Origin of the sequence: Micromonospora sp. R77 (assembly GCF_022747945.1) — a bacterium.
Taxonomy (GTDB): domain Bacteria; phylum Actinomycetota; class Actinomycetes; order Mycobacteriales; family Micromonosporaceae; genus Micromonospora.
Window position 1 is genome coordinate 2056585 of record NZ_JALDST010000001.1, and the last position, 26574, is coordinate 2083158.

Annotated in this window: 22 protein-coding genes, 1 tRNA gene and 1 pseudogene; 7 read left to right on the forward strand and 17 right to left on the reverse strand. The window is 68.7% G+C overall.

The features are described from left to right. Window positions 1-219: 219 nt before the first annotated feature. From MRQ36_RS09500 to MRQ36_RS09515, 4 genes are all read right to left on the reverse strand, one after another. Window positions 220-1689 carry a pentapeptide repeat-containing protein gene (locus MRQ36_RS09500; protein WP_242794510.1) on the reverse strand — a complete coding sequence of 490 codons (1470 nt, stop codon included), beginning with the start codon at window positions 1687-1689 and terminating at the stop codon, window positions 220-222. Window positions 1690-1755: 66 nt separating this feature from the next. Further along, on the reverse strand, window positions 1756-3192 hold the full coding sequence (locus tag MRQ36_RS09505) for a site-specific integrase (protein WP_242794511.1): 1437 nt from the start codon (window positions 3190-3192) through the stop codon (window positions 1756-1758). Further along, window positions 3189-3374, reverse strand: coding sequence for an AlpA family transcriptional regulator (locus MRQ36_RS09510; protein ID WP_030329852.1), 186 nt, complete (start codon window positions 3372-3374; stop codon window positions 3189-3191). Before MRQ36_RS09510 ends, MRQ36_RS09505 begins: the two co-directional genes overlap by 4 nt. Then, window positions 3371-5137: a replication initiator gene (locus tag MRQ36_RS09515; protein ID WP_242794512.1), complete on the reverse strand. Its 1767-nt coding sequence runs from the start codon at window positions 5135-5137 to the stop codon at window positions 3371-3373. The genes MRQ36_RS09510 and MRQ36_RS09515 overlap by 4 nt, the downstream gene beginning before the upstream one ends. A gap of 95 nt (window positions 5138-5232) precedes the next feature. Between MRQ36_RS09515 and MRQ36_RS09520 the strand changes: the two genes are divergently transcribed. Next, the gene (locus MRQ36_RS09520; protein ID WP_242794513.1) at window positions 5233-5586 is read left to right on the forward strand and encodes a hypothetical protein; all 354 of its coding nucleotides are present in this window, start codon (window positions 5233-5235) and stop codon (window positions 5584-5586) included. A gap of 23 nt (window positions 5587-5609) precedes the next feature. Here the strand turns inward: MRQ36_RS09520 and MRQ36_RS09525 are convergent, their stop codons facing one another. The 5 genes from MRQ36_RS09525 to MRQ36_RS09545 all read right to left on the reverse strand — a co-directional run bounded on the left by MRQ36_RS09525 (window position 5610) and on the right by MRQ36_RS09545 (window position 8901). After that, window positions 5610-6167: a DUF2637 domain-containing protein gene (locus MRQ36_RS09525; protein WP_242794514.1), complete on the reverse strand. Its 558-nt coding sequence runs from the start codon at window positions 6165-6167 to the stop codon at window positions 5610-5612. Beyond that, a complete protein-coding gene (locus MRQ36_RS09530) occupies window positions 6164-6355 on the reverse strand; it encodes a hypothetical protein (protein ID WP_242794515.1) in 192 nt (63 codons plus the stop codon). The genes MRQ36_RS09525 and MRQ36_RS09530 overlap by 4 nt, the downstream gene beginning before the upstream one ends. Before the next feature lie 5 nt (window positions 6356-6360). Further along, window positions 6361-6615, reverse strand: a complete 255-nt coding sequence (locus MRQ36_RS09535; protein ID WP_242794516.1) for a hypothetical protein — start codon at window positions 6613-6615, stop codon at window positions 6361-6363. Continuing rightward, window positions 6612-8231: an FtsK/SpoIIIE domain-containing protein gene (locus MRQ36_RS09540; RefSeq protein ID WP_242794517.1), complete on the reverse strand. Its 1620-nt coding sequence runs from the start codon at window positions 8229-8231 to the stop codon at window positions 6612-6614. The genes MRQ36_RS09535 and MRQ36_RS09540 overlap by 4 nt, the downstream gene beginning before the upstream one ends. Before the next feature lie 274 nt (window positions 8232-8505). Next, a complete protein-coding gene (locus MRQ36_RS09545; protein ID WP_104113758.1) occupies window positions 8506-8901 on the reverse strand; it encodes a transcriptional regulator in 396 nt (131 codons plus the stop codon). A 1156-nt stretch (window positions 8902-10057) separates the two neighbouring features. Here MRQ36_RS09545 and MRQ36_RS09550 point away from each other — a divergent pair. Continuing rightward, complete coding sequence (locus MRQ36_RS09550; protein WP_242794518.1) at window positions 10058-10507, forward strand: hypothetical protein; 450 nt, start codon at window positions 10058-10060, stop codon at window positions 10505-10507. On the opposite strand, the gene MRQ36_RS09555 is transcribed toward MRQ36_RS09550, so the two are convergent. From MRQ36_RS09555 to MRQ36_RS09570, 4 genes are all read right to left on the reverse strand, one after another. Then, a complete protein-coding gene (locus tag MRQ36_RS09555; protein ID WP_242794519.1) occupies window positions 10491-11267 on the reverse strand; it encodes a glycosyltransferase in 777 nt (258 codons plus the stop codon). The genes MRQ36_RS09550 and MRQ36_RS09555 overlap by 17 nt on opposite strands. Then, complete coding sequence (locus MRQ36_RS09560) at window positions 11255-12076, reverse strand: GntR family transcriptional regulator (protein WP_242794520.1); 822 nt, start codon at window positions 12074-12076, stop codon at window positions 11255-11257. The genes MRQ36_RS09555 and MRQ36_RS09560 overlap by 13 nt, the downstream gene beginning before the upstream one ends. 149 nt (window positions 12077-12225) lie before the next feature. After that, a complete protein-coding gene (locus MRQ36_RS09565; protein ID WP_242794521.1) occupies window positions 12226-12567 on the reverse strand; it encodes a precorrin-4 C11-methyltransferase in 342 nt (113 codons plus the stop codon). Beyond that, complete coding sequence (locus MRQ36_RS09570; RefSeq protein WP_242794522.1) at window positions 12560-12772, reverse strand: hypothetical protein; 213 nt, start codon at window positions 12770-12772, stop codon at window positions 12560-12562. Before MRQ36_RS09570 ends, MRQ36_RS09565 begins: the two co-directional genes overlap by 8 nt. A gap of 672 nt (window positions 12773-13444) precedes the next feature. Here MRQ36_RS09570 and MRQ36_RS09575 point away from each other — a divergent pair. Continuing rightward, complete coding sequence (locus tag MRQ36_RS09575; protein ID WP_242794523.1) at window positions 13445-13867, forward strand: GntR family transcriptional regulator; 423 nt, start codon at window positions 13445-13447, stop codon at window positions 13865-13867. Between the two features lie 657 nt (window positions 13868-14524). Continuing rightward, window positions 14525-17683 (forward strand): type ISP restriction/modification enzyme, encoded by a 3159-nt coding sequence (locus tag MRQ36_RS09580; protein ID WP_242794524.1) that lies wholly within the window; start codon window positions 14525-14527, stop codon window positions 17681-17683. A 2221-nt stretch (window positions 17684-19904) separates the two neighbouring features. Here MRQ36_RS09580 and MRQ36_RS09585 read toward each other — a convergent pair. After that, window positions 19905-19988 (reverse strand) — tRNA-Tyr (locus MRQ36_RS09585). A gap of 147 nt (window positions 19989-20135) precedes the next feature. On the opposite strand from MRQ36_RS09585, the gene MRQ36_RS09590 reads away from it, so the two are divergent. The 3 genes and pseudogenes from MRQ36_RS09590 to MRQ36_RS09600 all read left to right on the forward strand — a co-directional run. Beyond that, window positions 20136-20630 (forward strand): YajQ family cyclic di-GMP-binding protein, encoded by a 495-nt coding sequence (locus tag MRQ36_RS09590; RefSeq protein ID WP_242794525.1) that lies wholly within the window; start codon window positions 20136-20138, stop codon window positions 20628-20630. Window positions 20631-20773: 143 nt separating this feature from the next. Then, a complete protein-coding gene (locus MRQ36_RS09595) occupies window positions 20774-21118 on the forward strand; it encodes a hypothetical protein (RefSeq protein WP_242794526.1) in 345 nt (114 codons plus the stop codon). A gap of 232 nt (window positions 21119-21350) precedes the next feature. Beyond that, window positions 21351-22619, forward strand: a pseudogene (locus MRQ36_RS09600) (MFS transporter); the annotation flags it as partial. Here MRQ36_RS09600 and MRQ36_RS09605 read toward each other — a convergent pair. The 3 genes from MRQ36_RS09605 to MRQ36_RS09615 all read right to left on the reverse strand — a co-directional run bounded on the left by MRQ36_RS09605 (window position 22608) and on the right by MRQ36_RS09615 (window position 26501). Next, the gene (locus MRQ36_RS09605; RefSeq protein WP_374249916.1) at window positions 22608-23867 is read right to left on the reverse strand and encodes an MFS transporter; all 1260 of its coding nucleotides are present in this window, start codon (window positions 23865-23867) and stop codon (window positions 22608-22610) included. The pseudogene MRQ36_RS09600 and the gene MRQ36_RS09605 overlap by 12 nt on opposite strands. Window positions 23868-24012: 145 nt before the next feature. After that, entirely contained in the window at window positions 24013-24891 is an 879-nt protein-coding gene (gene htpX / locus MRQ36_RS09610) for a zinc metalloprotease HtpX (RefSeq protein ID WP_242794528.1), read from the reverse strand. A gap of 131 nt (window positions 24892-25022) precedes the next feature. Then, window positions 25023-26501, reverse strand: a complete 1479-nt coding sequence (locus MRQ36_RS09615; protein ID WP_242794529.1) for an NADH-quinone oxidoreductase subunit N — start codon at window positions 26499-26501, stop codon at window positions 25023-25025. Window positions 26502-26574 lie beyond the last annotated feature (73 nt).

Here is a 26574-nt window from a genome sequence, read left to right on the forward strand (position 1 = left end):
TGGCGCGAACGACAACGGCCCCTGATCAGCATTCCTGCTGGTCGGGGGCCGCTGGTGCACCTGGTGGCGGGTAGAGGATTCGAACCTCTGTAGCTTTCGCGACGGATTTACAGGGCGCCCCCGATCATGCGTTGGTCAGTGCCTTTGGCCTGCCCCTTCTCTTTGGCAGGCCTGGCATGATCGACTCGCCGCCCACAATCTGCCCCCGCTCACAGATGCCTACACCCCCGGCAGGACGAGACCTTCCGGCGTACTGCCAGGAGGCCAATCGTCGAACATTGGTGGCTCTTCAAACTTCGCCCTATAGAAGGACACCTCCCCACCACTGAACCTCGCCCTCAGGAAGGACACCTCCCCACCGCTAAAGGCCGCCCCATCGAAGGAAACCGACCCATCACTGAACCTCGCGTTGACAAATGACGCCCGCCCGCCACTGAACCTCGCGCCGGAGAAGGAAATCCTGGCACCGCTGAACGTCGCACTGCCAAAGGACACCAACCCGCCGCTGAATTTCGCAGCCCCGAAGGAGACCTGTCCCTCGCTGAACGTCGCCCTGACGAATCCCACTTCGCCGCCGCTGAACGTCGCATCGGCAATGAACACCTTCGCGCCGCTAAACGTCGCGCTGCCGAAGAACACCTCCCCACCACTGACGGTCACCCCAACGAAGGACACTCGCCCACCACTGAAGGTGGCGCCGTGGAACAACACAAGCCCGCCGCTGAACATCGCCCCGTCGAAGGACACATTTCCGCCGCTGAACGTCGCCCCACCGAAGGACACCTCCCCACTACTGAATGTCACCCCAGCGAAGGACACTCGCCCACCACTGAACGTCGCACCCGACAAGTCCCCGCCGTCGAAGACCGCGCCGGTAAAGTCGAGGTCATAGCCGCGCCATGAGGTCGCGTCGTCTTCGGGAAGGCGTAAGTGCCTGCCGACGAGGCGGATAACGGTATGACGCACCTCCCGCTCCTCGCGATTGGCCCGGACCGCATCCGCGTCCATAATCGGCGTTTGGTCATCCCGATTTTCCGACTCTTCGTTCGAAGCGTCCACGGGTGACGTATACGGCATGCGAACGTAGGCGCATAGGACATCAATGCAGGTTTGCCGTCCTGCCCGCCAGTCATCAGCAAGGCCGGCCATCGCGTAGACGCCCGCCAGGCGCACCGCCGCTTTGTCCGACCCGAGTTGCTCAGCTGCCTTGGCGAAGCGTTCGTTGAATAGTCGGACACCGTTCCGGCCAGTCTCAATCTTTGCCCGTTCGTCGGCCGCTTCAGCGAGACCCTTGGTGACCTCGGCGCGCAGATCAGCAGCGTGCGCCAGTTGGTGAGCGAATTCCGCTAGCGCGTTCGCGTGCTCCGCTACTCGCTGTCGGCGGTAGGCGACCACCAATGCTGCGACACCGCCGATGCCCGCAACAACGGCAAAGACGAGCTTCAGAAGATCGAATAACGTGGCCGCCGTGACGCTGGCATCTCGCTTGAGGCCGGGCCAACCCGCGTACCAGAGCGACGCAGCGATCAGCCCCCCGACGAGCAGCAATGCTGCTGCGACTGCCACAGCGATTGACCGGCGGATACCCCAGAGCCGCAACTCCGGTACGGGACTTTCAGTGGCTGGAATCGAACCAACCGTGACACGGACCTCAGGCCGGGCTGGATCCTGCGATGCGGGCAACTCCACCTCCTCCTTCTAGCGCACCCTGTCCACATCAGCTCAGTAGGACACCCGTGCACTTCACTCAGGACGTCATCTGAGCGCATGCCCGATCTTGTCATTCATGGTGTCGTCGCCGCCGTCGATGCAGTTGGCGTAGACGCGGAGCAGGACGGCGACGCCGTGGCCCAAGCGGCGGGCGACCTCGGTCGGTGGGACCCCGGCATTCAGCCAAAGCGAGGCCGCCGCATGACGTAGGTCATAGGGGCGGCGGACGAGCGGCGAGGCGAACTGAGATTCCGTCAGCGCCTTCTCGCGGGCGAGCTTCCACCACCGGTCATAGACCGACTCGGAGAGCGGCCCACCGTGCAGGCCCCGGAAGAACCGGCCATCCGGGCCTACGCCGTGGTTGTCGACGTGCTCGCACAGCAGCTCGACGAGCCGGGGTGGGATCGGGACCGTCCGGGTCTCTGCCCTCCCCCGGTGCTTGAGGCCGCGCCGCTCGTGGGAGCCGCCGTCGTCGGTCCAGTGCGAGCCGGCGCGCGGGGAGGTGCCGGCGAGCACCAGGCGGCCCCAGCGATATTCGATCTTCTCGTGGTCGCAGGACCGGGAAGGCTTGACCGCCCCCAGGTCGTCGAAGTCCACGCCGCAGTCGGCGCACCGGCCCGAAAGGTCGCAGTCTTCCCGCCGCAGGTCGGCCGCTTCCGAGGGCCGCATACCCGCGTAGTAGAGGCAGCCGAAGAACGCCGTGACCTTGTCGGCCCGTTTGCCGAGAGATTTCACCGCCTCCAGCAGCGTGGCGACCTGGGCCGGGTTCGCCACCACCCGCCGGTCGATGGACTGCGCCACCTCAGGGGCGGTCCACTGCACCTTGTCGACCGGGTTGGAGTCGATCAGCTCCAGCTCGACGGCGTACCCGAGCACGTTGTAGAAGGTGGCCCGCTTCCGCTGGACGGTGGAGGCAGCCGCGGGCTTGCCGTCGAGGCGTACGCAGAGGCTGTCGAGGACACGGCGGACCATCGCGGGTGAGTCCAGCTCGACGACCGGCAGGGACGCGGTTTCCAGCCAGGCGAGGGCCGCCGCGTGCTCGGTGGGGATCTCGTCGGACCAGCGGCGGGGGTTGAGGCCGTAGAGGTACAGCGCCTCACGAAGCAGGGCGTCAGCCGGTCGGCCTCGCTTGGCCGGGCGGGTCAGGGTCACCGTGATGGAGGTCAGCGCCTCGACGATCGAGCGCCGGGTCTTGGCCGCCGCCCGGGGCCACTTCATCTCGACGTACGCGCGGCTGTGGGCGTACCAGGTGGTGGGGTTCTTGGTTCTGGCGTCGGAGACCGGGCGGCCGGTGGCCGGGTCGAAGGGCTCCCCCGCGTTGGCCGCCTGGACCAGCTCGGCGCGGAAGGAGTGCGCCAGGGCCTTGGTACGGAACATGTCCTCGAAGCGTTGGCCGCTCACCGCCCAGCGGACCCGCCAGGGCCGAGCCTTGCGGTCAGCGCGCTTGCCGATCTCCCAGATCTGGACCTCGTAGCTCTTCATGCGGCGTCCTGCTCCAGGTCGCCGAGCCACCGACCGAGCGCCGACCGGCGGACCCGAAGCTGCCCGTTGGGAAGCTTGATCACCCGTGGCCCCTTGCCGGTCTGCCGCCAGTAGAACCAGGTCGAGCGCGGTACGCGCAGCTCGGCGAGCACTTCCGGCACGGTCAACAACTCCTCGTTCACTGCGTCTCCTCCCCGTCGTGCTGTGCGCTGTGCTGAGTTGCCGAAAGATCTGCCGACCCTTGCGCGGCCCGGTCCTTGGCGGCGAGCAGTTCGGACCGCCGGCGGGCACGCTCACTGATCGAGCGCATGAGCCGGTGGGTCAGCGGGCCCACGTCGGGGTCGTCGGGTCGGGCGAGTTCCCAGGCGTGCCGGACCCGTTCGGCGGTGTCGCCCTGGTCGTCGACGAGCTGCCCGGCCGCGCCGCTGTCGGTGGTGGCGCCGAGCAGTGCCCGGACCCAGGCCCGCGCGTCGTGCTTATGGTCGGCGAGGGTCTTGCCGGACCAGTCGCGGGAGATGAGGATGCGCCGGCCGCCGATGCCGAGGGTGTCCCGCTGGTGGACCTTGCCCTTGCAGCGGCCGGGCTTGAGTTTGGCGTGTGCCTTCTTGGGCTGGACGCCGTAGAGCAGCCAGTTGGCGCACCGGTCGGTGCAGGGCGTGAGCTGGAGTTGGTGCCAGAGCCGGTCGAGGTGCTTGCGTTGCCGGTCGGTGGTGGCCTTGTGGCAGTCGCCGGTGTGCTTGGTGATGTATTTCGTGACGTACCGGATAGTGCGCTCGGCGTCCTCGGTGCCGGGCATGAGGCCGCGGGCGTCGACCTGGGCGCCGAAGCGGACGACGTGCACGGGTACGGCGTCCGGGTCGTCGTCGATGGCGTCGAGGGCTTCCGTCCAGGTGGTCAGCGGCTCGCGGGTATCCGGGTCGACCCATCCCGCCGCCTGCTCGTCCCAGACGGGAAGCCGGTCGAGGGTGTACCGCTGGACGTCAACCGCCGGCCACCAGACCTGGTGATAGGTCGCCGCCGCCACGGTGCGCAGCACATCTCGGGGAATGGTGCCTCGGATGGCGAAGTGGGCGTGTGGGGCAAGTCGTCGTTGGGGCTCGACGCAGCCGGCGTACTGGACGTTCCAGCCCTCGCACCGCCGCAGGTTCTGCCAGAACCGGTCGAGGAGCCGGGGGAAGTGGACGGCGTCCCAGGCTGCTCGACGGTAGTCATACCGATCGGGGTTGACGGGGGTGCCGTCGGGGCGGACCGGGCCGTACGAGTCCAGGGTGAGCGTCAGCCACATCGACGGCCGGTAGGCCGTGCCGTCGGGGGCGGTGTAGGTCTTGCCGACGGTGCGCCGCTCGACCTTGCGGCGGGGCAGTTCAGGTGCGTCCTGGCGTCGCTTGGTGGAGCGCTTGCGCCGGCGGCCGGGCTCGTCGTCCTGGTCGTCGGCGGTGGCGTGGGGTGGACCGACTCGCCCGCGCAGGCCCTCAGCGGCGATGGCTTCCTCTACCTCGCGGATGGCTTCGTCGAGGTCGGTGACCTGGTCCCACTGGGCGGCGCGGGTCGCCTCGTCGCGGGAGAACTCCAGGTGTGCGCGGAAGAGGATCAGTGACTTCTGTGCCTCGGTCGCGGGTTCGGGGCCTGGTAGGGGTTCGTCGTCGCGGTGCCAGCCCTCGCGGATCTGGGCTTGGCGCAGCCGGCGGTTCTTCTTGGCGCAGGGCGCGCACTTGTCCTCGCGGGTGGCGCCGCAGGGCAGGTCGATGACTTCGGTCAGGCCGGTGTCGAGGTCGGTGCGGCGCATGGCGAGGGGGCGTACGCAGACGCCGTACTCGGCGGCGATCTCCTTGAGCACGTCGACCGAGCGGGGTAGCGCCATGCGGGCCGCCCGCGACCCCGGCCGGGGAGCAGCAGCCGGGGTCGGGGCGACGGGGGCGAGGCCGGGCAGGGTCGGAGCGGTCACCGGCCCACCCCCACCGAGAGGCGAATGCAGTAGTCCGGGGTGCGGATCCGCCGGTACTGTCCGGTCTCACCCAGAATCCGAGCGGCGAGGTCGACATGAGCAGCGATGACGGTACGACGGTGCTGTGGCGCCCAACCGGGCCGAAAGAGCTGGATCTTGTCCGTGAGTCTGGATGGCGGAAGTGGCCGCCGCGCCTGCCGGATCAGCCGATCTTCTACCCGGTCCTGAACGAGGACTACGCGGTCATAATCGCGAGGGACTGGAACGTGCCCGCGTCCGGCGTCGGCTACGTCACCCGCTTCCGAGTTGAGTCGGAGTTCCTGAGCCGCTACCCGGTCCGCCAGGCCGGCGGAAAGACCATCCTGGAGCTGTGGGTACCAGCCGAGGAACTGGACGAGTTCAACGACCACATCGTCGGACTGATCGAGGTCGTACACGAGTTCCGGTAGCCGCCGGCCGACGGCGAGCGCCGTCATCGGATGATCCCGACGACGTGCGGCCGGTTCGACTGGACGGCGCCACGCGGAGGCAGCACCGGGGCGGCGATGACAGCCGGCGGCACGGGCTCAGCCGGACGCTCGGGCTCTGGTTCCGTGACGACCTGCTCGGGCACCTCGTACCAGTCGGCCGGGGGTTGGTCCGGTTCGGGAGTCGGCGGGGTGGCGGGGGCGTTGGACAGGACGACCTTGACCAGGGCGAGGAACGCCAGGGATGGCACGGCCGCCATGGTCCAGCCCCACACCGAGGGTTCCGCTTCGGCGACCTGGACGGCGAGGGACAGCAGGGCGAACGCGACCAGGAGCGCGCCGACCAGGCCGACGGGGCGACCGGCGCGGCGGCGGGCGCGCAGTTCGAGGCCGAGGTAGATCGCCATCAGCTCGACCGCTACGGCGTTGGCCCAGCCGATCCAGTCGGGTTGGCCGTGGGCCACGGACAGGTCGTGGACGTGGGTGAAGGCGGCGGCACCGGCCATGCTGCCGATGGCGAGCAGGATGACCAGGCGTACGGCGGATTCGGTGCGGTCGGTCATCGCCATTCCTCCAGCGGCTTTTCGCGGATGGTCAGGTCGATGCGGATGCGCCGGTCGTTCATGTCGGTGCGGCGGTTGACCATGTGCGCCAGGCCGTGCAGGGCGGCGGCGGTCTGGTCGGCGGGGCCGACGAGGCGGATACGCAGCGGACGCCGGAGCCGGTTGACGATGCGGGTGAGGGTGGTCATGGCGGTTACCTCCTGGCCGGTCGGATGTCGGTGCGGATGTAGTCGGGTGGGGTGCCGAGCGCGGCGACCGCTTCGGAGAGGCAGCGCCACAGCGCCCACGCCTCGTCGGGGGTCAGGGACATCCGCCGCCGGCCGGCGCCGACCGCGAGATAGATCGGGTACGGGTCGGGCCGTTCGGGGTCGACCCGGACGGAGACGGCGGTAGCCGGTTCGGGGGTGCGGAGCCGGTAGAACCGGCGGCCGGTCGGGGTGGCGGTCACCGTGGATCACCCCCGCCGTCCCGGTCGAGAAGGTTGCGCAGCGCATCGGGCAGCAGCGGCCCGGACGGCTTGCGGGGCAGCGGGGGGCGTACCGGTTCGGGGGTCGACTCGCGGCCGACTTGGGCGAGGATGTCGGCGGCGTCGGCCGGGGCCGGGTACTGCCGGGCCAGGTCCCGGATGTGGTCGTCGGTGACGTACGAGAACCGGACCCGCATCGGTTCCGGGGTGCCGTCGAGGATCACGTACCCGACGCCCTTGGCCCACCGGGGCATCTGGTCGGCCAGGGCGCCCCGGTTGCGGGCACCGTCGCCCAACACGAGGTCGACCTGTGCCGCCTCGGTCAGGCCGAGCGCGATGCGGGTCGGGAACAGGTCCCGGAACGGCAGCACCTCCTTACGGGGGTCCTGCAACGCGGCCACCACCAGGACACCGACCCCGGCGCCCTGGGACAGCAGCAGCCCGAGCGAGCCGGCGATGCGCTTGCGCAGGTCCACGTCTTGCAGGTACGCGGTCAGCGCGGCCATCTCGTCGATGACGACCACGACCAGGGGGTCAGCCTCGGTCGGGGTGTGCACCCGAACCGTCCCGGCGAGCCGGGTTTGCCTCTCCCGCATCACGGTGACGGCCTCGTCGAGGAGGTCGGCCATGGCCTCGAAGGACTTGCAGGCGAACCGGGCGAACAGCGGTCGGCCCATGGCGAACTCCATCCCGCCCTTGGGGTCGATCACCCAGAGCCGGACCAGGCCCGAGGTGATGCCGCCGGCCAGCGCCCGGACCAGTGACCAGAGCACCGAGCCCTTCCCGGACCGGGTGGCCCCGCCGATGAGGACGTGCGTAGCGAGCAGGTGCAGGGACCAGGTGCCCAGGTCTTCCCGTCGAGCCAGCGGCAGCGCGGTGAAGTCGGGGACGGCCGGAGCGTCGAACGGCGCCACCACCGGCCGCAGAGCATCGGTGCGGACGAGCACCAGGTAGACCACCGTCGGCCGGTCCCGGAACCGCACCCGGTCGGCCAGCCGCAGCAGCAGCGCCCAGTAGCCGTCACGGGTCGGCGGGTCGTCGGGCCGCTCGGAGTAGACCCGGGCGTGCCGCCGGCCGAAGGCGTACGCGAGGTTCGCCGTGACCTGTTGGAAGTCGGCCGGGGTCTGCCCGCCGACCATGCGGATGGTCAGCACGTCGAGCGCCTGGGCCGAGCGCACGCGCAGCAGCTCGGGCAGGACGGCACGACGGTCGTACGTCTCGGCCAGGCCACTCAGGGTCATGGCCTCGCGCCACGCCCGCCGGTAGACGAAGACCTGACGAAACCGGCCGAGCAGCGGCCCAGCGCACCACCGCCACCAGGACGCCTCATCGCGCCACCGCCACACGGCCGACACCGCCGACGCCAGGACCAGCGGCACGACCAGGCCCGCCCAGCCGTAATCGGCGTAGAGGACGACGGCGAGCACGACCAGGCCGACGGTCACCGGGTGGCGCAGGCACCACCAGCAGCCCCGGCCGAGCCAGCGCAGCACCAGGCCGAGCACGACCGCCCACATCGGCAGGACGAACCGCTTCGGCCGGATCACCAGCAGATCCCCGGCGGTCGTCAACACCACCTCGCCACGCGGCCGGCGCATCATCGCGCACCCCACAGCGACACGAACCGACCCGACGCATCCCGGACCGGAGGGAACGGAAGAACGAGCTGCCCGACGCAGAGCGGGCAACGGTCAGCCGCCCCGCCGGCCGGGTCGAACCGGGACTGACACACGCCGCACCGAGGCTGAGCCGGGGCAGGCGAACGCCTACGCTTGGACACGTCACTACCTCTCTCGACAGAGCAGGGGGAAGAGACAGAGGGCGGGGCTGCCGTCCGCCAAGACCTGACAGCCCCGCCCCCACCTGATGCGGCTACGCCGCCGCCTTCTTGGCCACGCCCGCCGGGGCGCGCATGCCGGTCGCCCGCAGCGAGTACGCCATCCGGTTGTTGTTGGTCACGTACGGCGTGACCGTCATGCCCTCGAACTCCACCGCCTCGAACGGCGCGCCCGTCGGCGGGACCGGCTGGTAGTCGGCGGAGATCTTGACCGTCGTCTCCCGGGAACGCTTGCCGAGCTCGGGGTCCAGGTCCATCACGCGGACCTGCCACACCCGCTGGCCGGTCAGTTTGTCCTTCGCCGGGCTGCGCCGGCCGGTCTTCTCGTCGTAGTCCTCGACCTCACCCAGGGACTCGGGGACCAGGGCGCATCCCGCCGGGAACACGTCCTCACAACGCACGGCGAACCTCGTACCGCCACGCAGAGCCATCGCTCACCTCCAGGTTGTTGGCATGTCTGCCAAGTTGAGACTCCAAGGTAGACGGCACTTGGCAGACAAGTCAACAAGTTGCTGCAGGAAGCAGCCAGGCGCCCGGGATTGTGGTTCCAGGATGGATCGGCTGCCGAGAAGCGGGCTCCGAGCGGCCGGCGGCGGTCGTCCGGACTTGCACCCGCACCATTCGATCGACAAGGAGCGCCGCGAACTTGGCAACGGGGGTTGCAAAATGCCTTGTCAACCGGGGTATCCACGCGCATGAGGTAGCCAGCGGCGAGGCTGGGGCTTCGAGCTCCAGCCCGTCCTTGCGCCGGTCTGGGCGGATAGAGTGACGGCCCCTCCGGGACGAGCGGAGGGGCCGTCGACCCGCTGGCCGCCTGATCCAATGACACAGCCACACGGGAGTCTTTGCGCAGGTCAAGAGGTTGTTGGTCACCTTGAACCCGCTGCCCAAGTATGCCACACGACAGACTGTTTAATCTAGATTACTTCGAACCCGAACTCGACGCTGACTTTGAGTCGGGGGCAACCCGAACCATTGACTCGTCTTTAGATTACCCAAACTATTCGCAAAGCTGATCGATTAGTGTCGGGGAAAACCCTGGGAGAGTCCTCCAACACTTCTAATCTAATTTCTCTATAGATTTCTCAGTCCCGACTACTCGCAACCTTGCCCGACCGCCCTGAGCAGCCAAAACGTCCAAACAGTTTGGACATCACACCCATCGAGTGTCCAAGTTGCGACAGCTTGAACGACCTACGCGGCCCTCTCGGGACCTCCCCGGGTCTTTTGTGGACCCACAGCTTTACGAGCCACGGCAATGTGGTTACGATGGTCCGCAGCAACGCCGTTCTTGAATGGGGCAGCAGGGACGAGACTGCCGCCCTAGAACGTCTGCGCCGGAGGTCCAAACGGCCGCCTGATCCAATATTCAACCTAAGGAGAAGCTCTGTGGTTCAGTTCAACATGTCTCTGCGGGCTCCGCAGGCTGTGGTGATCCAGATCCTGATCACGATCTTGGTGCTCGTCGGGGTCGCTCCGCAGCTCGTCTAGCAGGGGCACAGACAGGGGCCAAGACCCACGCGGGTCCTGGCCCCTGTCTGTGCGCTAGTAGGGATAAGCCGGACATGCCTCGGGTATCGCGTGTGCATGACAGCCGACCAGCAGACGAGCGCCGTCGACAGAACTCACTCCAGGCCGGGCGGCCTGGACGATACAACCGTTGAAGCCTTGGGCGAGCTGAGCAAAGCTCTGGAAACGATCCATCGCGTGCGCGGTCACCTGTACTCGGCGCACCAGCTCGTTGGCGGCGCGGATCTCACCCTCGATCGGGTGGTGAAGCTGCTCCGCGAGGCCGGGCACGACGAGACGGCCGACCGGGTCGAGCACGAGCTGTTGGGGCGCAACCTGCTACCCGGCCGTTGGACCTTCCAGATCATGGAGGAGTTCGACGATGGCTACTACGCAGCGTTCCAGGAGATCGAGCGGGACGCGCGGGAGAAGCTAGCCGGCGGTCGGCGGCACATCTACGAAGCGGAGATGAAGGAGCGGCGGCGTACCCACGGCATGCCGGGGCACGAGGCTACGCCACAGGAGTGAGCGGTAGACCGTTCGGCAGCATCGAGGCCAGGGCGTTGGCTCTGGCCTCGATGATCCTCATCCGGGCCTGATACTCGGCCGGTTCCCGGTGCGCGGCCTGGCTGGTGACCTGGCCGGGCCACTTGCGGTAGAGCAGCCCGTACTCCCGGGTGAAGTAGCCGGCGCTGACGGCGTTGGCGGCGAGCAGCAGTCCCGTGTCCTCGGAGGCAGGAAGGGCCATCCAGCCGCCCAGGGCGAAGACGAGATCCCGCCGCAGGCACAGCGTCGCCGGGTGCACCGATGCTCGGTAGTCGTTGGCTTGCCAGAACGACAGGACCGCACCGCGGTCGATGACGCCGCCGGCTGGATCCTTGTCCCATCCGGCGGTCGACCCGTCGGGCAGCAGATCGAGTACCCGCGAGGTGGTCCAGCCGATCTGCGGGTGCGCGTCGAACGCGTCGATGTCCCGGGCGAGCGCGCCAGGAGTCAGCTGGTCGTCAGCGTCCAGGACCTTGATGAGGTCGCCCGATACCCGGGAAAGGGCGAGGGTACGGGCGACGCCGGGCCCACCGGGGCGGCCGGTGCCGAGACTGATCCGGGGATCGTCGGGCAGCACGTCGACCAGGGCGCCGCTCTGGCCGTCCTCCTGGACGAGCCATTGCCAGTCCCACCCGGTGGGCATTTCCTGCTTGGCCAACGATTCGTAGGCGCCAGCAAGGTGCTCGATGCTGGGCGCGTGGACCGGGGTGATGACCGAGACGAGCTGCGTCAAGTTTTCCACCGTTGGAGTTTGTGGGAGTAGACAAGCTCGGTCCGGTCGCCCGGCATTACCACGTCGGCGACCTCGACGACCCGGCCCGTGGTGTCGACGGAGGTCTTCCGCACGGTGAGCACGGAGACGCCAGGGTCGATGTCGAGCAGTTCGGCCTCATCCGGGGACGGCGGACGTGCCCGGATCTCGTCGTCGATCCGGTCCAGCTCGATGCCGAGCGTGTAGAGCTGATGCTGCGTCCCGCCGGGCCACGGCTCCTTGCTCTCGTCGAGCAGGTCCGGGTTCGCGGCCACCAGGTCGTACGGCAGGTAGGAGTACGACACGGTCAGCGGCGCGCTCTCGTGGCGGGACGAAGTCCAGTACACCCGGCGCAGCAGCGGCGTACCGAGCTTGACCTGCAAGGCCGCCGCCATCTCCGCATCCGCCTCCACCTGGGAGTACTCGGCGTGGAACTTTAGGTCGTCAACGGTTAGGCCGGTGTCGTGCTCGGTGGCGCCAGTCTTCAACCGCTCGGCCTCGTCGAGCAGGACCCGGTCCTTCTCCCACTGATACCGCTCGCTGTTGCGACGGCGTACCCGCTGACGAGGCGCCCGGACGTACGTGCCGCGCCCCTGCTCGGCCCGAACCAGGCCCCATTCCCGGAGCTGCCGGATGGCGTTGCGGACGCTGGTGCGGGAGAGGCCGGACGAATCGGCCAGCTCGGTCTCACTCGGCATGAGGGTGCCCGGAGCCATCTCTCCGGCCATGATCTTTACCCGCAACTCCTCCGCGAGTTGCAGGTAGCGAGGGCGCCAGTCCCGGCCATGCACACCGGTCACCGTACCCCCTAGACGTTCCAACGTCTGCCAGGTGGTCCCGCCGGCTGGCCGCTCGGGAACCGGAGGGACCGCTACCGCGGCTCGCGGCGACTGCCCACGACGTGTGCCAGGAGTACGGGGGACGGGTACGCGACGACGGCTGCCGGGGTTCATCGCGCCTCCCCCGTCCGAGGACGCCGGCTGACCGGTGCCCGCATCACCTCACGGGCGCGCGTCAGCTCGTCAACCAGCCGGTCGAGCTGCGCGGCCGACAGAAGCACGGTTTGCGTCGCGCCGTAGCGGGTTGCGTCGAGCTTGACGGCCAGGTCCCGACGCGCGAACCGGTCGATGAGGAGCTGAAGGCTGACCCAGCCGGTCCGCTCCCGGCCAATGGTGGCGATGAAGCCGCGGTGCATCGGGTCGTTCGGTCCGCAGCCCCGGCACCATCCCGGGCAGGCGTCCTGCGGGACCGATGTCGGAGCATTTTCGGTCACGGGATGGCCCTCACTCATCGTCCGCTCCCCGGTCGCCGCCGGCCTGCTTCAACAAGCCGCGCAGGTGCTCGACCAGTTGGGTCACCTGGGGCAGCGACAACTCCGCCCAACCGTTCCCCGCCCGGCACGTCGAGTGCACAGCGACCAACGGCTCCAGGTCGTCAGCACCGATGAGGTAGGTGGCGACGGCTCCGCCCGACCGGATGTCACCAACCCGGAGCATCGGTCCTCGGTGACGCCGGGCCATGTGCGCCATTACCGGCGGCACCAGGTGGCCGCAGCGATCCGGCGCACACCAGTCCGGGTGGCTCGTGATCTCGGCCGGCTTGTTCGTCCGCCTCATCGCGGCCACCGCCCACCATTGCCCCGGTAGGACTGCGCCAGCGTCATCAACGGCGCGTACCGCAGCGTGGGCAACTCCCGCGTCGGCCCCACACCCCACCAGTACGTCGGCGCGGCATTGGTCGGCGTGCGCCGAATCGGCAAGACATTGCTGCCAGTGGCCACAGCCGGCGGACGCTTCCGGGACCACCAGGACGAGAACCAACGGCGTCGACGATGAGAGCCGGACATCGCACCTCCAGAGGTAGGCGGGGCCGGTGGCCAGCTACGGGGGAATGCAGCCAGCCACCGGCCCGGAGGAAGGCACGGCGCACCGTCCGACACAGACGGGTCGGGTATCGCCGAGCCAACTTGTACGCGCGGCTACCGCAACCGGTCCAACAGGACGCCGCGCATCAGGTGCGACCAGGGCCGGCGCGGCACCACCCCTGACGCGAGCCGTCACCCTGGCCGCACACAGGGAAACGTACCTACAAGTGAACGTGTTGTCTATACGCCGAAACATGTCGCTTGGTTGGCACTTGATAAGACAAGTGCCAGGTAGCGTGAGCGGGTGCCCACCCCGCACTACGGCCAGCCCCGCTACCGCGTCATCGCCGACGAGCTGAGACGGCGCATCGAGAGCGGAGTCATCCTGCCGGGCAGCCTCTTGCCAGCGGAAAGCGCGCTTACCGCCGAGTTTCGGGCAAGTCGCGGAACAATTCGCCAGGCAATCGCCGTCTTGCGGGACGAGGGCTTGGTCGCGACCGAACACGGCCGCGGCACATACGCCAACCCATATCGCCCGGAGAACGGACCAGGCGAAGGCCCCAAGGTTGAAACACGAGAGCGCCAGGTAGCGGCCGATCCGGAGCTTGCAGCGCTCTTCGGTGTCGAGGTGGGTGAAGCCTTGGTCGAACAACAGAACGTCACTCTGATGAATGGAGCCGTCGGAGCCGTCATCAGGACCTATCGCCCACCTGGAGCGACGCAGTAGCGCCAGCCGCTTCGGCGAGGCGGTCGCGGGTCGCGGCTGATGCGCCTCCGGGGGCGCTCGGGCTCTGGGATGGCTGCAACCCGTCGGCGCGTCGCGGTCCGTCTGCAGTGCGCGGCCATCCCGCCAACCGTGGTCGGCACCCCAATTAACCACACCCTGCGTCAACGCAGCAGCGCCCGGGCTGCCAACCAGTCAGTGAAGGCCAGAGGCGCGAGTCACCTGCCCTGCGACTCGGTCGCAGGCGACGAGCGAAGCGCCAGGTCCATAGACAGAGACTCAATTCGCCGGGTGACACTAGCGCTACTGGTTGACACGTAAGTACGGGTAGTGCCCAGTCCCAACGACCCGATCAAGCGCATGCGGGGATAGCGGCAGTGGTGAGGTGAAGCTACAGGCCGTGACGGACATTCATGTCTCGGGTAGCTTGTCCACATCGCTCTGTCCGAACGGGACGAAGCCGTCATCAACCTGCCAGCGGGGGTACGGGTGTCTGGGCCGGCGCATTGGTTAGATAACGCTATCCGGCATTTCGGGGCATCCTGCGCCTCTAAACTGGCTGGTCCAGGCGAGCGCGAGGCCGCGATTCGCAGCCCGATCGAGCAGCTTCTCGGAGCAGCGGGCAACCAGCTGGGCGTGAGAGCCGTCTTTCACGATGAGGTGCGCGACACCGAACGGCAGGTCCGGCCGGACTACGGCGTCAGCGTCGGCGGCGCGATCACCGGATACGTGGAGATCAAGGCACCTGGCAAGAGCATCGATCCGACTGGACTGCGCGGCCATGATCGGGTGCAGTGGGAGCGCCAACGCGACCTGCCGAACCTGCTCTACACCAACGGCACGGAATGGCGGCTCTACCGCGATCGGGAGCTGGTCGACGCGCCGGTACGGTTCACCGGCGACCTCGACAGCGGCAGTGTCACCGCCCCGCCGGCTTTCGAGAAGCTGCTCACGGAGTTCCTGAAGTGGCGGCCGGCACCGATCACGAGTGTCGGAGCGCTGGTGCGCGCTGTCGCTCCGCTCACACGGCTACTGCGCGGAGAGGTCCTAGACCAGCTCGCCGCCGAGAGGAAGGCGATCCGGGGAGGGGCCGAGCGGGAGGTTCAGCCGTTCCTGGGACTGGCGCAGGACTGGCGACGGATGCTGTTCCCGCAGGCCGACGACGAGACCTTCGCCGACGGGTACGCGCAGACGGTGACGTTCGCGCTGCTGCTGGCCCGCACCAACTCGATCACCGTCACAGGGCAATCACTGCACACCATTGGCGACAAGCTCCGTGCCGAGCACTCGCTGATGGGCCGAGCGTTGCAGCTCCTCACCGACGACCTTGTCGCCGACTTCAAGGTCACACTCGACCTGCTCGCCCGGGTCGTTGATGCCGTCGACTGGCCCAGGGTGCGAAGGGGCCAGCGGAACACCTACCTACACCTGTATGAACACTTCTTGGACGAGTACGACCCTGACCTGCGGAAGGCATCCGGGTCGTACTACACCCCAGTCGAGCTGGTCGAGCAGATGGTCCGGCTGACCGAGACCGTCCTCGTCTCCCGGCTGGACAAGCGACGGGGCTTCGCCGATCCTGACGTGCTCACCGTCGACCCGGCGATGGGTACCGGCACCTATCTGCAAACCATTCTTGAGCGGATCGCCAAGGTCGCAGAAGCCCACGACGGGCCGGGGGCAGTCGCCGGCGCAGTCAGCCTGGCTGCCGAGCGAGTAGTCGGCTTTGAGCTTCAGATGGGTCCGTACGCGGTGGCCGAGCTGCGCGCCGCGGACCTGCTCGCGTCCCACAAAGCGTCCGCTCCGCCCGGAGGGATGAAACTCTTCGTCACCAACACGCTGGACGACCCCCACGCCAGTGACGTCCAGCTCGGCGGAGGGATGCAGCTCATCGCTCGCTCCCGTCGCAAGGCCAACGAAATCAAGGCTCGCGCCAACGTCACCGTAGTCATCGGCAACCCCCCATACGCGGAACTTGCCAACGGCGATGGCGGCTGGGTGGAGAACGGCACGACCGGCCTCGACAGCAAGCGTCGCGCTTCCGCGCCCCTAGAGGATTGGTACGCCCCGGGGACCGGACGGTTCAAGGCGAAGCTGAAGAACCTCTACGTCTACTTCTGGCGCTGGGCTACCTGGAAGGTATGGGAGTCGACCCGCGACCAGGTCGACGGCGACGCCGGAGTGATCTGCTTCGTCACCACCTCCGGCTACCTGTCCGGTCCGGCCTTCACCGGCATGCGCGAATACCTGCGCCGCTACGCCTCCGAAGGCTGGATCATCGACCTCACGCCCGAGGGACAGACCCCAGACATCCCAACCCGCATCTTCCCCGGCGTCCGACAACCGCTCGCTATCGGCATCTTCGTCCGAACCGCCGATGCCACCCGCGACAAGCCCGCACTGATCCATCACCGCAGCCTGACCGGCCGCAGAGAAGACAAACTAGCCGCCCTAGCCGAGGTGCAGCTCGACGACGACGGCTGGCGAGACTGCCGTACCGAGTGGGAGGCCCCCCTCACCCCGGCCGCCACGAGTAGCTGGGATACCTACCCCGCTCTTGACGACCTGATGCCCTGGTACTCCCCGGGGCTGTTCCCGACCCGCACATGGGTTTATGCGCCCAGCCCGGAGATCCTGAGGCGGCGGTGGGCGATGCTGGTCAGTGAGACGGACCGGGAGCGGAAGGCCGAACTATTCAAGGAAGGCCGTGACGCCAACCTCATAAAGGTGAAGCCTCGTCTGCCCGGCGACGACACTCACCCGAACCCCAGCATCCCGGTGGTTGATGAAGTCGAACTGACCGCCGCTCTCGTACGGATCGGCTACCGGGCCTTCGACCGGCAATGGGTGCTCGCCGACCCCCGCCTCATGGACATGCCCCGCCGCGACCTCTGGTCAGCCCGCGTACCGGGTCAGGTCTTCGCAGTCGAGCAGCATCGCAAGGTCATCCAGTCTGGCCCAGCCCTCGTATTCACCTCGCTGATGCCGGACTTCGACCACTTCAAAGGGTCAGAGGGTGGCCGGACCCTTCCGTACCTGCACCCAGGTGGCAATCCGAATCTCGCCCCTGGCCTCCTGGCGGCGCTCGCCGAAAGGCTCGATGTCGAGGTAGCCGCAGCTGACGTTCTCGCCTACATCGCCGGCATTACGGCTCATCCAGCGTTCACCGCCACCTTCACCGACGAACTCACCACGCCCGGCGTCCGAGTACCCATCACCACTGATCCCTCGCTGTGGCGCACTGCCGTCGAGCTCGGTCGTCAAGTTCTCTGGCTGCATACCTACGGTGAAGCGTTCACCGGCCCGGAACGGCCAGCCGACTCGGTTCGGTACCCCGCTGGTGATTCGCGGCAGCCCCTGTCACTGGCGCCGGTCACGGCAGGACCTGACACGATCAGCTATGGCCCACAGCGCCAGGTCATCGCTGTCGGCGAGGGTGAGTTCGGGCCGGTCGGGGCCGACGTGTGGGGCTACGCCGTAGGCGGCCGAAACATCATCAAATCTTGGTTCAACTACCGGAAGAGGGAGCCGGGTGGGCGGCGTGGGTCCCCACTCGACGACGTGCACGTCGACGCCTGGGAGCCGAGCTGGACCAGCGAGTTCATCGACCTACTAACCGTCCTGACCCGGCTCGTCGAGCTGGAAGCCACTCAAGCTGAACTCCTCGCCGCCGTCCTGGCCGGCGACGTCATCAACCGTGAACAGTTGGCCGCTACCGGCGTCCGATGGCCCGCCGGCCCGGCAGACCGCAAACCGGTGTTCAGTCTCAGCAGCAATCAACACGAGGCATCGGGCGATGGTGTCGCAAGGCTGCTCTAGCCAGGCCACGCAACGTCCAAAACGACGTACGAGCGCTGAGGATGCGCCATAAGTTACGTCCGGATCTTTATCGGAGGCTGGATGAGCCCGGTTAGACAGCTCGGGATCGCGATCGTTGTTGGTGCGCTGGTGGTGGCGGTCCAACCGACGAATGTGGCGGCCTGGGTGCTCGGTGCGGCGATGTTCTTGGTGGTCATGGGTATAAAGCCTGGGCGCCGCGGTCGTTAACAGTATCGTCGCGGCCGACTGTCGACAGCTAGGGCCACACGGGCGCAACTCTGCCCCCACCACTGCTTGAGCAACGTCCAGTTAGCCACAGACTCCCGCTCTTGCTCCCCAGAGAATCCTTAGATGAACGAGTCAAGCTCCGCAGGGTTCCTTCCCTGCGGAGCTTGACTGGACGATCGAGGCAGGTGCCCTACGGCTAACAGGTCGCGAGGTGCCTAACAGCGTCCGAAGCTTTTTGGACAACCTGCCGACGCGTTGCGGGGAGTGGCGGGTTCTGGTCAAGCGCTACCCGCAACGCATCTGCACAGAACTCCAGGCATGCAATAGCCGCTTGGTCGGCGCTCAAGCCAGCAGGAAGCTGCCACTCTCGCTCAAAAACAAGGCGGTTATCGTACGCTACGCCCATAGTCGTGTATCGGGGTCGTAGGGACTCAACAACGATTGAGTCAAGAAAATCTGAGTCGTCGTCTGCGTTGAGGTGTTCTTCATCGGGGCTAGTCAAGGGCACGTAGAGCCATACCGAGACATGCTCATCGTCCGAGAGGACACGCCAGAACAGGCAAGGCTCACCCTCTGCTCTAGCAACCCCGAGGGTTGGTACACCGTTGTACCGATCGATGATCTCAACGGCCTCGACGGTAGGCAGCGGCGCCCAAGCGAGGTTTCCAAGCTCGGGCGTAGGTCCGTAGCTACTCACGAGTACCACCTCCTCCGTACGGTTCAGTGAAGCAGTCAGAGAAGCTCTTGGCTAGAGCGTCATCCCACTCTTTGGGATCAGTCCCGCTGAGGGGTGGGAAAACGCTGACATGCTTCGGATTAGGGCCTGTTGGCGTATGGCGGACGATGAAACCTTTCGCGCGGAGCGCTCCCGCCGTCGTATACCGGACTGCGGACAGCGGGCTCGCCCACTTGTCGACGATTCGTCGTGCTTCGTCAACACCTACCCGCCCCCACAGCAGCGACACGTCTGGCTCGTTGATCTCTGCTCGCGGCCGGTCCCGGAACCGGGTTGGGGAGCTCACAGCCCCCTTCCCGTACTGGGTGAGCTGTGCGCTGTCTGGGATATCGAGGGATTTTCCCGGCCGCCTTGGCATGCATCCATCCTTGGAGTGCTGCTGCTGCTGTTGCTGAACGCGAGACAAGCCTTACGGACAGCAGTATCGCTGGCGGCACTTCCGAGGTCAAACCTCCCAAAGCTCTCTAACCTTCCTGTACGTAACGAGACTAGCTCGGCGAGGCTACTCAGTGTGTCAAGTTTCGGTCACTTAGAGCAGTTGGCCATGACGCCCAAGCGTGAGGGTCAAGGGTCAAGTGCGATGCACTCTGTCTCGCTTCCGCCTGCGCTCCAGGCATGACGCGCAAGTTGCGGGCGGACATCGCTTGACTATGGGCACGGTGGAGCAAGCTGAGGCTGGGGCGGCAATAGGGCATCGAGCCTCTGCGCCTGGCCAGTGCGGAGCAGCAGAAGAGCTCACATTGCTGCCGATTTCCTCTGTTCTGGATCAAGGCGCCGCGCTCCGCGCGGCGCGGGGCGGTGAGCCGGCCGGCGGCAAGCCGCCCCGGCCGCCTCCGGCGCCGGGGCGGAAGCCACCGACTGCCGCCGGACCGCCGCCCCTAGTCTGTTAATGCGGCCGGCACGATCACGGCCAGGCGGTACGGAAGCCGAAAAAGTCGGCCTCGGCGACGGTCAGGGCTTCCGACTGCCGCGCCAGTCCAACCCCGGGACTGGCTTGCCCCCGGCCCCTCTCCCCCAGCCGGCGACACCTCACCGCAGGCCCCTCAGCCGACCGCTACACGCACGGACTCCGCCAGGCCGGGCAAGAGCCGCCGACCCCAGCGTCCGCAGCCTCAGAAGCGCCCTCAGCGGCAAGATCGACCTGCCCACCATCTGCCCACAACCAGTCATAGACGGCTGGACTCAGTAGGACCAGGCCGGCCAGACGACAACGGCCCCCGATCAGCATTCCTGCTGGTCGGGGGCCGTTGGTGCACCTGGTGGCGGGTAGAGGATTCGAACCTCTGTAGCTTTCGCGACGGATTTACAGTCCGCTCCCATTGGCCGCTCGGGCAACCCGCCAGGGCACCCACCACGCCGTGGCGTGGCAGCGGAAGCAAGGATAGCGGTTACCCCCGGGCCCGGTGCAAGCGGGTACGGTCAGGGGGTCGTACCGCTGGTCAGCGGGCGACGAAACACCACAGACCGCCGGACAGCAGGAGCATCAGCATGGCAGCGAACCCGTCGTTCGACATCGTGAGCAAGGTCGACCGGCAGGAGGTCGACAACGCCCTCCGCCAGGCGGAGAAGGAGCTCGCGCAGCGGTTCGACTTCCGCGGCACCGGCGCGGAGATCTCCTGGTCGGGCGAGGAGGCGATCAGCCTCCAGGCGGAGACCGAGGAGCGGGTGCGGGCGGCGCTGGACGTCTTCAAGGAGAAGCTGGTCAAGCGGAACATCTCGCTGAAGTCGCTGGACGCCGGGGATCCCCGCGCGTCGGGCAAGATCTTCAAGATCGACGCCAAGGTGATCCAGGGCATCGAGACGGACAAGGCCAAGGCGATCAGCAAGAAGATCCGCGACGAGGGGCCGAAGGGCGTCCAGGCACAGATCCAGGGCGACCAGCTCCGGGTGACCGGCAAGAAGCGGGACGACCTCCAGGCCGTCATCGCGCTGCTCAAGGGCGAGGACTTCGGCGTCGCTCTCCAGTTCACCAACTACCGCTGAGCGCAGCCGTCGAGGGCCCGACCTCCGCGGCGTCGGGGCAGCGAGCCCGATCTCCAGAAGCAGCCCGCTGAGGACCGGGAGCCCGGACCACCCTGACGTCAGGCTGACTTGACGTCAGGGTGGCATGACGGCATGCTGGTGGCATGCCCACGCCTGACGAACTCGAACAGCAGTTCACCCTCCTGACGGCGGTAGCCCGCTATGAGGAACTCCGCCTGCGCGACGCGTTGGCGCCGCCGGAGCAGGAGGCGGAGGAGAACGACGGGGACACCCCTCCGCTGACCCGGGACGAGGCCCTCGAACTCCTCGCGCTCAGCGAGGTGATCAGGCGCAAGGCCAGCTACGGCCGCCAGCTCGCGGTCCGTACCGCGCGCTCGGCCGGCGCCTCGTGGATGCAGGTCGGCGCCGCACTCGCCACCAGCAAGCAGTCGGCGTGGGAGACGCATCTGCGGTGGCTGGAGGAGCAGGGCATCCCCGCCGGTCGGTGAGCACCGCCCGGGTCAGCGCGAGAAGATCAACAGCAGTACCACCGTCAGGATCGCGCTGATCAGGATCGAGCCGAGACATCCGATCCGGTTCGAGAAGAAGAGGAACATCCCCCTCCCTACCCATCCGCCACCGATTGAGGCGGGGAACGGTGCCATGGCACCGGCAGGGACGGCCTTCTGCCCTGAGGCAACTTCGTTGCTCCGGGTGGCCCGGTTCGTGTCGGGTGGCACCATGCCGCCCGATCCCGTGACGCCCCGTTTCCCGCATTCCTCCCCGTACTGGCCGGTGGTCAGTCATCCTGCGCTGCGGCGGGTGCTGCCCGGACTGGCGGTGTCCGCGCTCGGCGACGGTCTCGCGCTGGTCGCGGTGACCTGGCTGGCACTCCAGCTCGCTCCCCCGGGCCAGCGCGGCACCTGGACGGCGCTCGCGGTCGCGGCGTACACCCTGCCCAGCGCGGCCGGCACGATGATCTTCGGCCGGTTCCTCGGTGGTCGTAGCGGTGCCCAGCTCGCCGGCTGGGATGCGATCCTGCGGGCGACCGCACTGGCGGCGATCCCCACCGCCCACCTGCTCGGGGTGCTCGGCATCGGGCTCTACGTGGTCCTGCTCGCGGCGGCCTCGCTGCTGCGCGCGTGGGGCTCCGCCGGTCGGTTCACGCTGATCGCCGAACTCCTGCCGCAGCGGCACCACCTGCCGGCCAACGCGGTGCTCGGCATCCTCTCCGAGGCCGCGACCATCGTCGGTCCCCCGCTCGCGGGCGTCCTCATCGCCTGGGTAGGCCCGGTCTGGGTCATCGCGATCGACGCCGGCACCTTCGCCGTACTGGCCCTCACCTATCGCTTCGCCGTGCCCACCGTGGCCAGGGCAGCCCCGGCGGAGCGGCCGACCTCGCACACGGCCGGCTTCGGCATCATCCGCCGCGACCGGTCCCTGCGCGGCCTGCTGGTGCTGACCTTCGGGTTCTTCTTCCTCTTCGGGCCGTTCTACGTGGCGATGCCGATCATGGTCACCGAGGACCTGCACGCCTCCGCCACGACCCTCGGCGGCTACTACACCGCGTTCGGTGTCGGCTCGCTCCTCGGCGGCCTCGCCGCCGGCCATCTGCACCGCTGGCCGCTGCGGTCCACGACCATCGGCATCGTCATCGGGTTCGGGGTCGCCATGCTGCCCCTCGGCCTGGGCGCACCCCTCGGCCTGTCGCTGCCGGCCTTCGCCCTGGCGGGCCTCATCTGGGCCCCGTACATGTCCACGTCGATGGCGCTCTTCCAACGCAGCACCAGCACCAGGAAGCTTCCCCTGGTGCTGGCCGCCAACGGCGCGGTCACCGTGCTCGCGGTGCCACTCGGCACGATGCTCGGCGGGCCACTGACGGCCGCCCTCGGCGCCCGCCGGACGTTGCTGCTGTGTGCCGCGGCAACCATCGCTCTCGGCGTGACCGCCCTGGTGGCGACGGTGCTGCCCCGCCGCGCCCGCGACCCGGTGGACCGGTCAGACGGTGACCGGCTGCTCGGTGCGTACCGCGGTGGCCTCGGCGCGGGCGATGGGCCCGGCGGGCAGCGCGGCCACGCCGGCCCCGACGGCGACCGCCGCCCCGGCGAAGAGGAAGGCCCACGGCACGCCACCGGCGTGGTCGACGATCAGGCCGGCGACCGCGCCGCCGGCGGCGCTCGCCGCCACTGACATGGTGACCACCCAGGTGTACGCCTCGTTCAGCATGCCCGCCGGGGCGATCCGGCCGACCAGCGTGTTCTCCAGGGTCAGCGCCGGGGCGATGGTGGCACCGCCGAGCACCAGCGCAACGCCCAGCGCCGACGGCGTCGGCATCGCGGCGAAGAGGGCGAAGCTGGCCGCGACCCCGCCGAGCAGCCAGGCGAACTGACGGGTCATGTTCGGCGCCGGCCGGCGTACACCGAACCAGAAACCACCCACGGCGCTGCCGATGCCCCAGACCGCGAGCAGGATGCCGGCCATGCTCTCCGGGTCGTCGGCGGTGGCGTTGCCGGCGAAGGCCGGCACGGTCACCCCGGCGGCGCCGAAGGCGATGCCGAGGCTGGCGACGCAGAGCAGCAGCGCCGGGAAGCCGGCCACCCGCAGCGGGCCGAGGCCCTTGGCGTGGTGCTCGTGCGGGTGCGGCCGCCAGCCGCGCATGACCCGGCCGAGCGCGACCGCACCGGTGCCGACGAAGGTGACCACGGCGGCGCCGACCAGCGCGGCGGCGGCGTCGGCGAACAGCACGAACGCGGCGACCAGCAGCGGGCCGAGCACGAAGACGATCTCGAAGAGCGAGGTCTCCGCGGCGAGCGCGGTGTTGCGCAGGTGGTACCGGCCTGAGGTCGCGGCGGTGAGGTCGTTCCAGGCACCTCGGATGGCGGCGGTGAGCGGCGGGTACGTGGCACCGGCGAGCCCGGCGGCCAGATAGATCAGGGGCAGGTCGCCACCCTCGGTGCGGGTCGCCCAGAGCAGCCCGAACAGGGCGAGCGGGTGGGCGACGGCGGTGGCCAGCAGCACCGGGGTGGGGCCGACCCGGTCGGCGATCCGGCCGGCGACCGGGCTGAGCGCGGCGCCGGAGAGCGCGTAGATGCCACCGGCGACCGCGGCGAGCGAGTACCGGTCGGTCACCTCCTCGACCACGAGCAGCAGCGCCAGGGGTGTCATACCGATCCCGAGCCGGCCGATGATGCCGAGGATCAGCAGCATCGGCGCGCCGGGGATCCGCCAGACGCCCAGGTACTGGCGCAGTGCGGACACGGTCGACCTCCAGGAAGGTAATGGGTGAGAGACGTTTCGACCCTAACGCCGGGCGGCGTACGGGGGAAACGGTTAGTGCCCTCGCACACGCCTCCGCCCGGGTCCGGCGAACCGGAACCCGGGCGGAGTGGGTGGTACGGGTGGATCAGCGCTGGAACTGCACCGGACCGCTGTTGGCGGCCATCCGCTCCAGCCGGGCGACGCGCTCCTCCATCGGCGGGTGGGTGGAGAAGAGCCCGGCGATGCCGCCACCCCGCTTGAACGGGTTGTCGATCATCAGGTGGGCGGTGCTGGTGAGCTGACCCTGGGCGGGCAGCGGCCGGCGCTGGGTACCCATGTGGATCTTCCGCAGGGCGCTGGCCAGGGCCAGCGGGTCCCGGCTCAGCTCGGCGCCCGACTGGTCGGCCTGGTACTCGCGGCTCCGGCTGATGGCCAGCTGGATGACCGTGGCCGCGATCGGGCCGAGGATCAGGGTGAGCAGCAGCACGGCCGGGTTCGGGGCGTCCTCGTCGTCGCCACCGCCGAGCGGAATGAACCAGGCGATGTTGGCCAGCATGGTGATGATGCCGGCCAGACCGGCCGCCACGCTGGAGATGAGGATGTCCCGGTTGTAGACGTGCGACAGCTCGTGCCCGATCACCCCGCGCAGCTCGCGGTAGTCGAGGATCTCGGTGATGCCCTGGGTGACGCAGACCGCCGCGTGCTGCGGGTTCCGCCCGGTGGCGAACGCGTTCGGCTGCGCGGTGGGGCTCACGTAGAGCCGGGGCATCGGCTGCCCCGCCTGGGTGGCCAGCTCGCGGACCATCCGGTACAGCTCGGGGAACTGTGCCTCGCTGACCGGTTGCGCCCGCATCGAGCGCAACGCGAGCTTGTCGGAGAAGAAGTAGGTGACGCCGTTCATCAGCAACGAGACGACGACGGCGATGACGAGGCCGCCGCTGCCGCCGAACCAGTAGCCGACCGCGAGGATCAGCGAGGTCAACAGGCCGAGCAGCGCTGCGGTCTTCAGACGGTTGTGATGCACGATCGCTCCTTCGGTGCGCGGACCCGCACGGGCGTCCGCTGCCCGGTTCAACACCACCGGTACCCGTCAACCATCCTGCTCATGGCTGGGAGTTGCCTGGAGAATCCTGTGCGTGAGCTGTGCGGCAACGCTCAGCGGGCGACGTCCAGCACGAGCTGGGGGGCGAAACCGACCACCACGGCCAGCGCGGTCGCCACGGCCAGCGCCAGCGACACCACCCGGGCCGGGCGGGCGGCGGCCACCGCCGGGGCCGACCCGTCGGCCGGGGGCGCGTACAGGGTGGCGGCCAGGCGCAGGTAGTAGGCGAGGCCGAGGACCGCGTTCAGGGCCACCACCAGGGCGAGCCAGCCGGCGTGCCCGGCCAGCAGGGAACGGACCACGGTCACCTTGGCGAAGAGACCGGCCAGTCCGGGCGGCAGACCGGCCAGCCCGATCAGGGCGAGCGCGAACGCCGCGCTCACCCACGGGTGCCGCCGGGCCGCGCCGCGCAGGTCGGCCAGGGTGCCGCCGTCGCCGTCCGCCGGGCGCAGCGCCACCACCGCCGCGAAGGCGGCCAGCTCCAGGACCACGAAGAAAATCGCGTACGCCACGGCCGCCGCGTACGCCCCGGCGCGGGCGTCGACGGTGCGGCCGGCGGCCAGCGCGAACGCGCCCAGCGGGGCGAGGATGTAGCCGGCCTGGGCCACCGAGGACCACGCCAGCAGCCGTACCGTCCGCCGCTGGCGCAGCGCCACCAGGTTGCCGACAGTCATGGTGAGCACGGCCAGCAGCGCCAGCACCGGACCGGTGACGGACGCCGGCAGCGCCTGCTGCACCACGGCGAGCAGGGCCACCACCCCGCCCAGCTTCGACGCCGTCGACAGGTAGGCCGCCACCGGCAGGGGTGCGCCGTCGTACGTCGCGGGGGCCCAGGCGTGGAACGGCACCGCCGCCACCTTGAACGCCAGCCCCAGCACCACCAGCGCCACCGCGACCGAGGTGAGCGGGACGTCCAGCAGCTCGGGGCGGTCCGCGAAGGTCGCGCCGAGCCGGCCCAGGTGCAGCCCGCCGGTCACCGCGTAGAGCAGCGCCGCGCCGAGCAGGGTCAGCGTGGTGGCCACCACGCTGACCACGAAGAAGGTCACCGCCGCCTCGGCGCTCGCCAGGCTGCCCCGGCGCAGCCCCACCAGGACGTAGAGCGGCAGGGTCAGCGTCTCCAACGCCACGACCAGGGTGATCAGGTCACCGGCCGCGCCGAGCACCACACCACCGGTCAGCGAGCAGGCGAGCAGGAAGCAGTATTCCCCCACGGGCGTCCGACCGGCCCGCAGCAGCGGCCCGGAGATCGCCAGCACACCGAGGGTGAGCAGGGCGAAGACCACGGCCACCAGGGCCGCCCGGCCGCCGTACACCCAGGAGCAGTCGGCGTCGACGCAGAAGGTGCGGCGCTCGCCGCCCGCCCCGACCAACGCCGCACCGAGCGCGGTGGCCGCCGACCCGAGCGCCGCCACGGCCACTGTCACGGCGGCGCGGGCCACCAGCAGGTCGGCCAGGAGCACCAGCACGGCCGTGGCCGCCGCCAGGTACGCGGGCAGCAGCGCCACGTTGTCCACGCTCTGCACCAGGCTCATCGGGTCAGCTCCCGGGAACTCATCGGAGCTCGCCTCCGTTCGCGACTGCGGGGCTCCGCTCCGCCGCACTCCT

Excerpts from the sequence above, each read along its gene's own strand:
- MRQ36_RS09505 (WP_242794511.1), bottom strand. The coding sequence starts at position 3,192 with ATGAAGAGCTACGAGGTCCAGATCTGGGAGATCGGCAAGCGCGCTGAC.
- MRQ36_RS09520 (WP_242794513.1), top strand. The coding sequence starts at position 5,233 with ATGAGCAGCGATGACGGTACGACGGTGCTGTGGCGCCCAACCGGGCCG.
- MRQ36_RS09525 (WP_242794514.1), bottom strand. The coding sequence starts at position 6,167 with ATGACCGACCGCACCGAATCCGCCGTACGCCTGGTCATCCTGCTCGCC.
- MRQ36_RS09530 (WP_242794515.1), bottom strand. The coding sequence starts at position 6,355 with ATGACCACCCTCACCCGCATCGTCAACCGGCTCCGGCGTCCGCTGCGT.
- MRQ36_RS09540 (WP_242794517.1), bottom strand. The coding sequence starts at position 8,231 with ATGCGCCGGCCGCGTGGCGAGGTGGTGTTGACGACCGCCGGGGATCTG.
- MRQ36_RS09545 (WP_104113758.1), bottom strand. The coding sequence starts at position 8,901 with ATGGCTCTGCGTGGCGGTACGAGGTTCGCCGTGCGTTGTGAGGACGTG.
- MRQ36_RS09550 (WP_242794518.1), top strand. The coding sequence starts at position 10,058 with ATGACAGCCGACCAGCAGACGAGCGCCGTCGACAGAACTCACTCCAGG.
- MRQ36_RS09565 (WP_242794521.1), bottom strand. The coding sequence starts at position 12,567 with ATGAGTGAGGGCCATCCCGTGACCGAAAATGCTCCGACATCGGTCCCG.
- MRQ36_RS09570 (WP_242794522.1), bottom strand. The coding sequence starts at position 12,772 with ATGCTCCGGGTTGGTGACATCCGGTCGGGCGGAGCCGTCGCCACCTAC.
- MRQ36_RS09590 (WP_242794525.1), top strand. The coding sequence starts at position 20,136 with ATGGCAGCGAACCCGTCGTTCGACATCGTGAGCAAGGTCGACCGGCAG.
- MRQ36_RS09595 (WP_242794526.1), top strand. The coding sequence starts at position 20,774 with ATGCCCACGCCTGACGAACTCGAACAGCAGTTCACCCTCCTGACGGCG.
- MRQ36_RS09615 (WP_242794529.1), bottom strand. The coding sequence starts at position 26,501 with ATGAGCCTGGTGCAGAGCGTGGACAACGTGGCGCTGCTGCCCGCGTAC.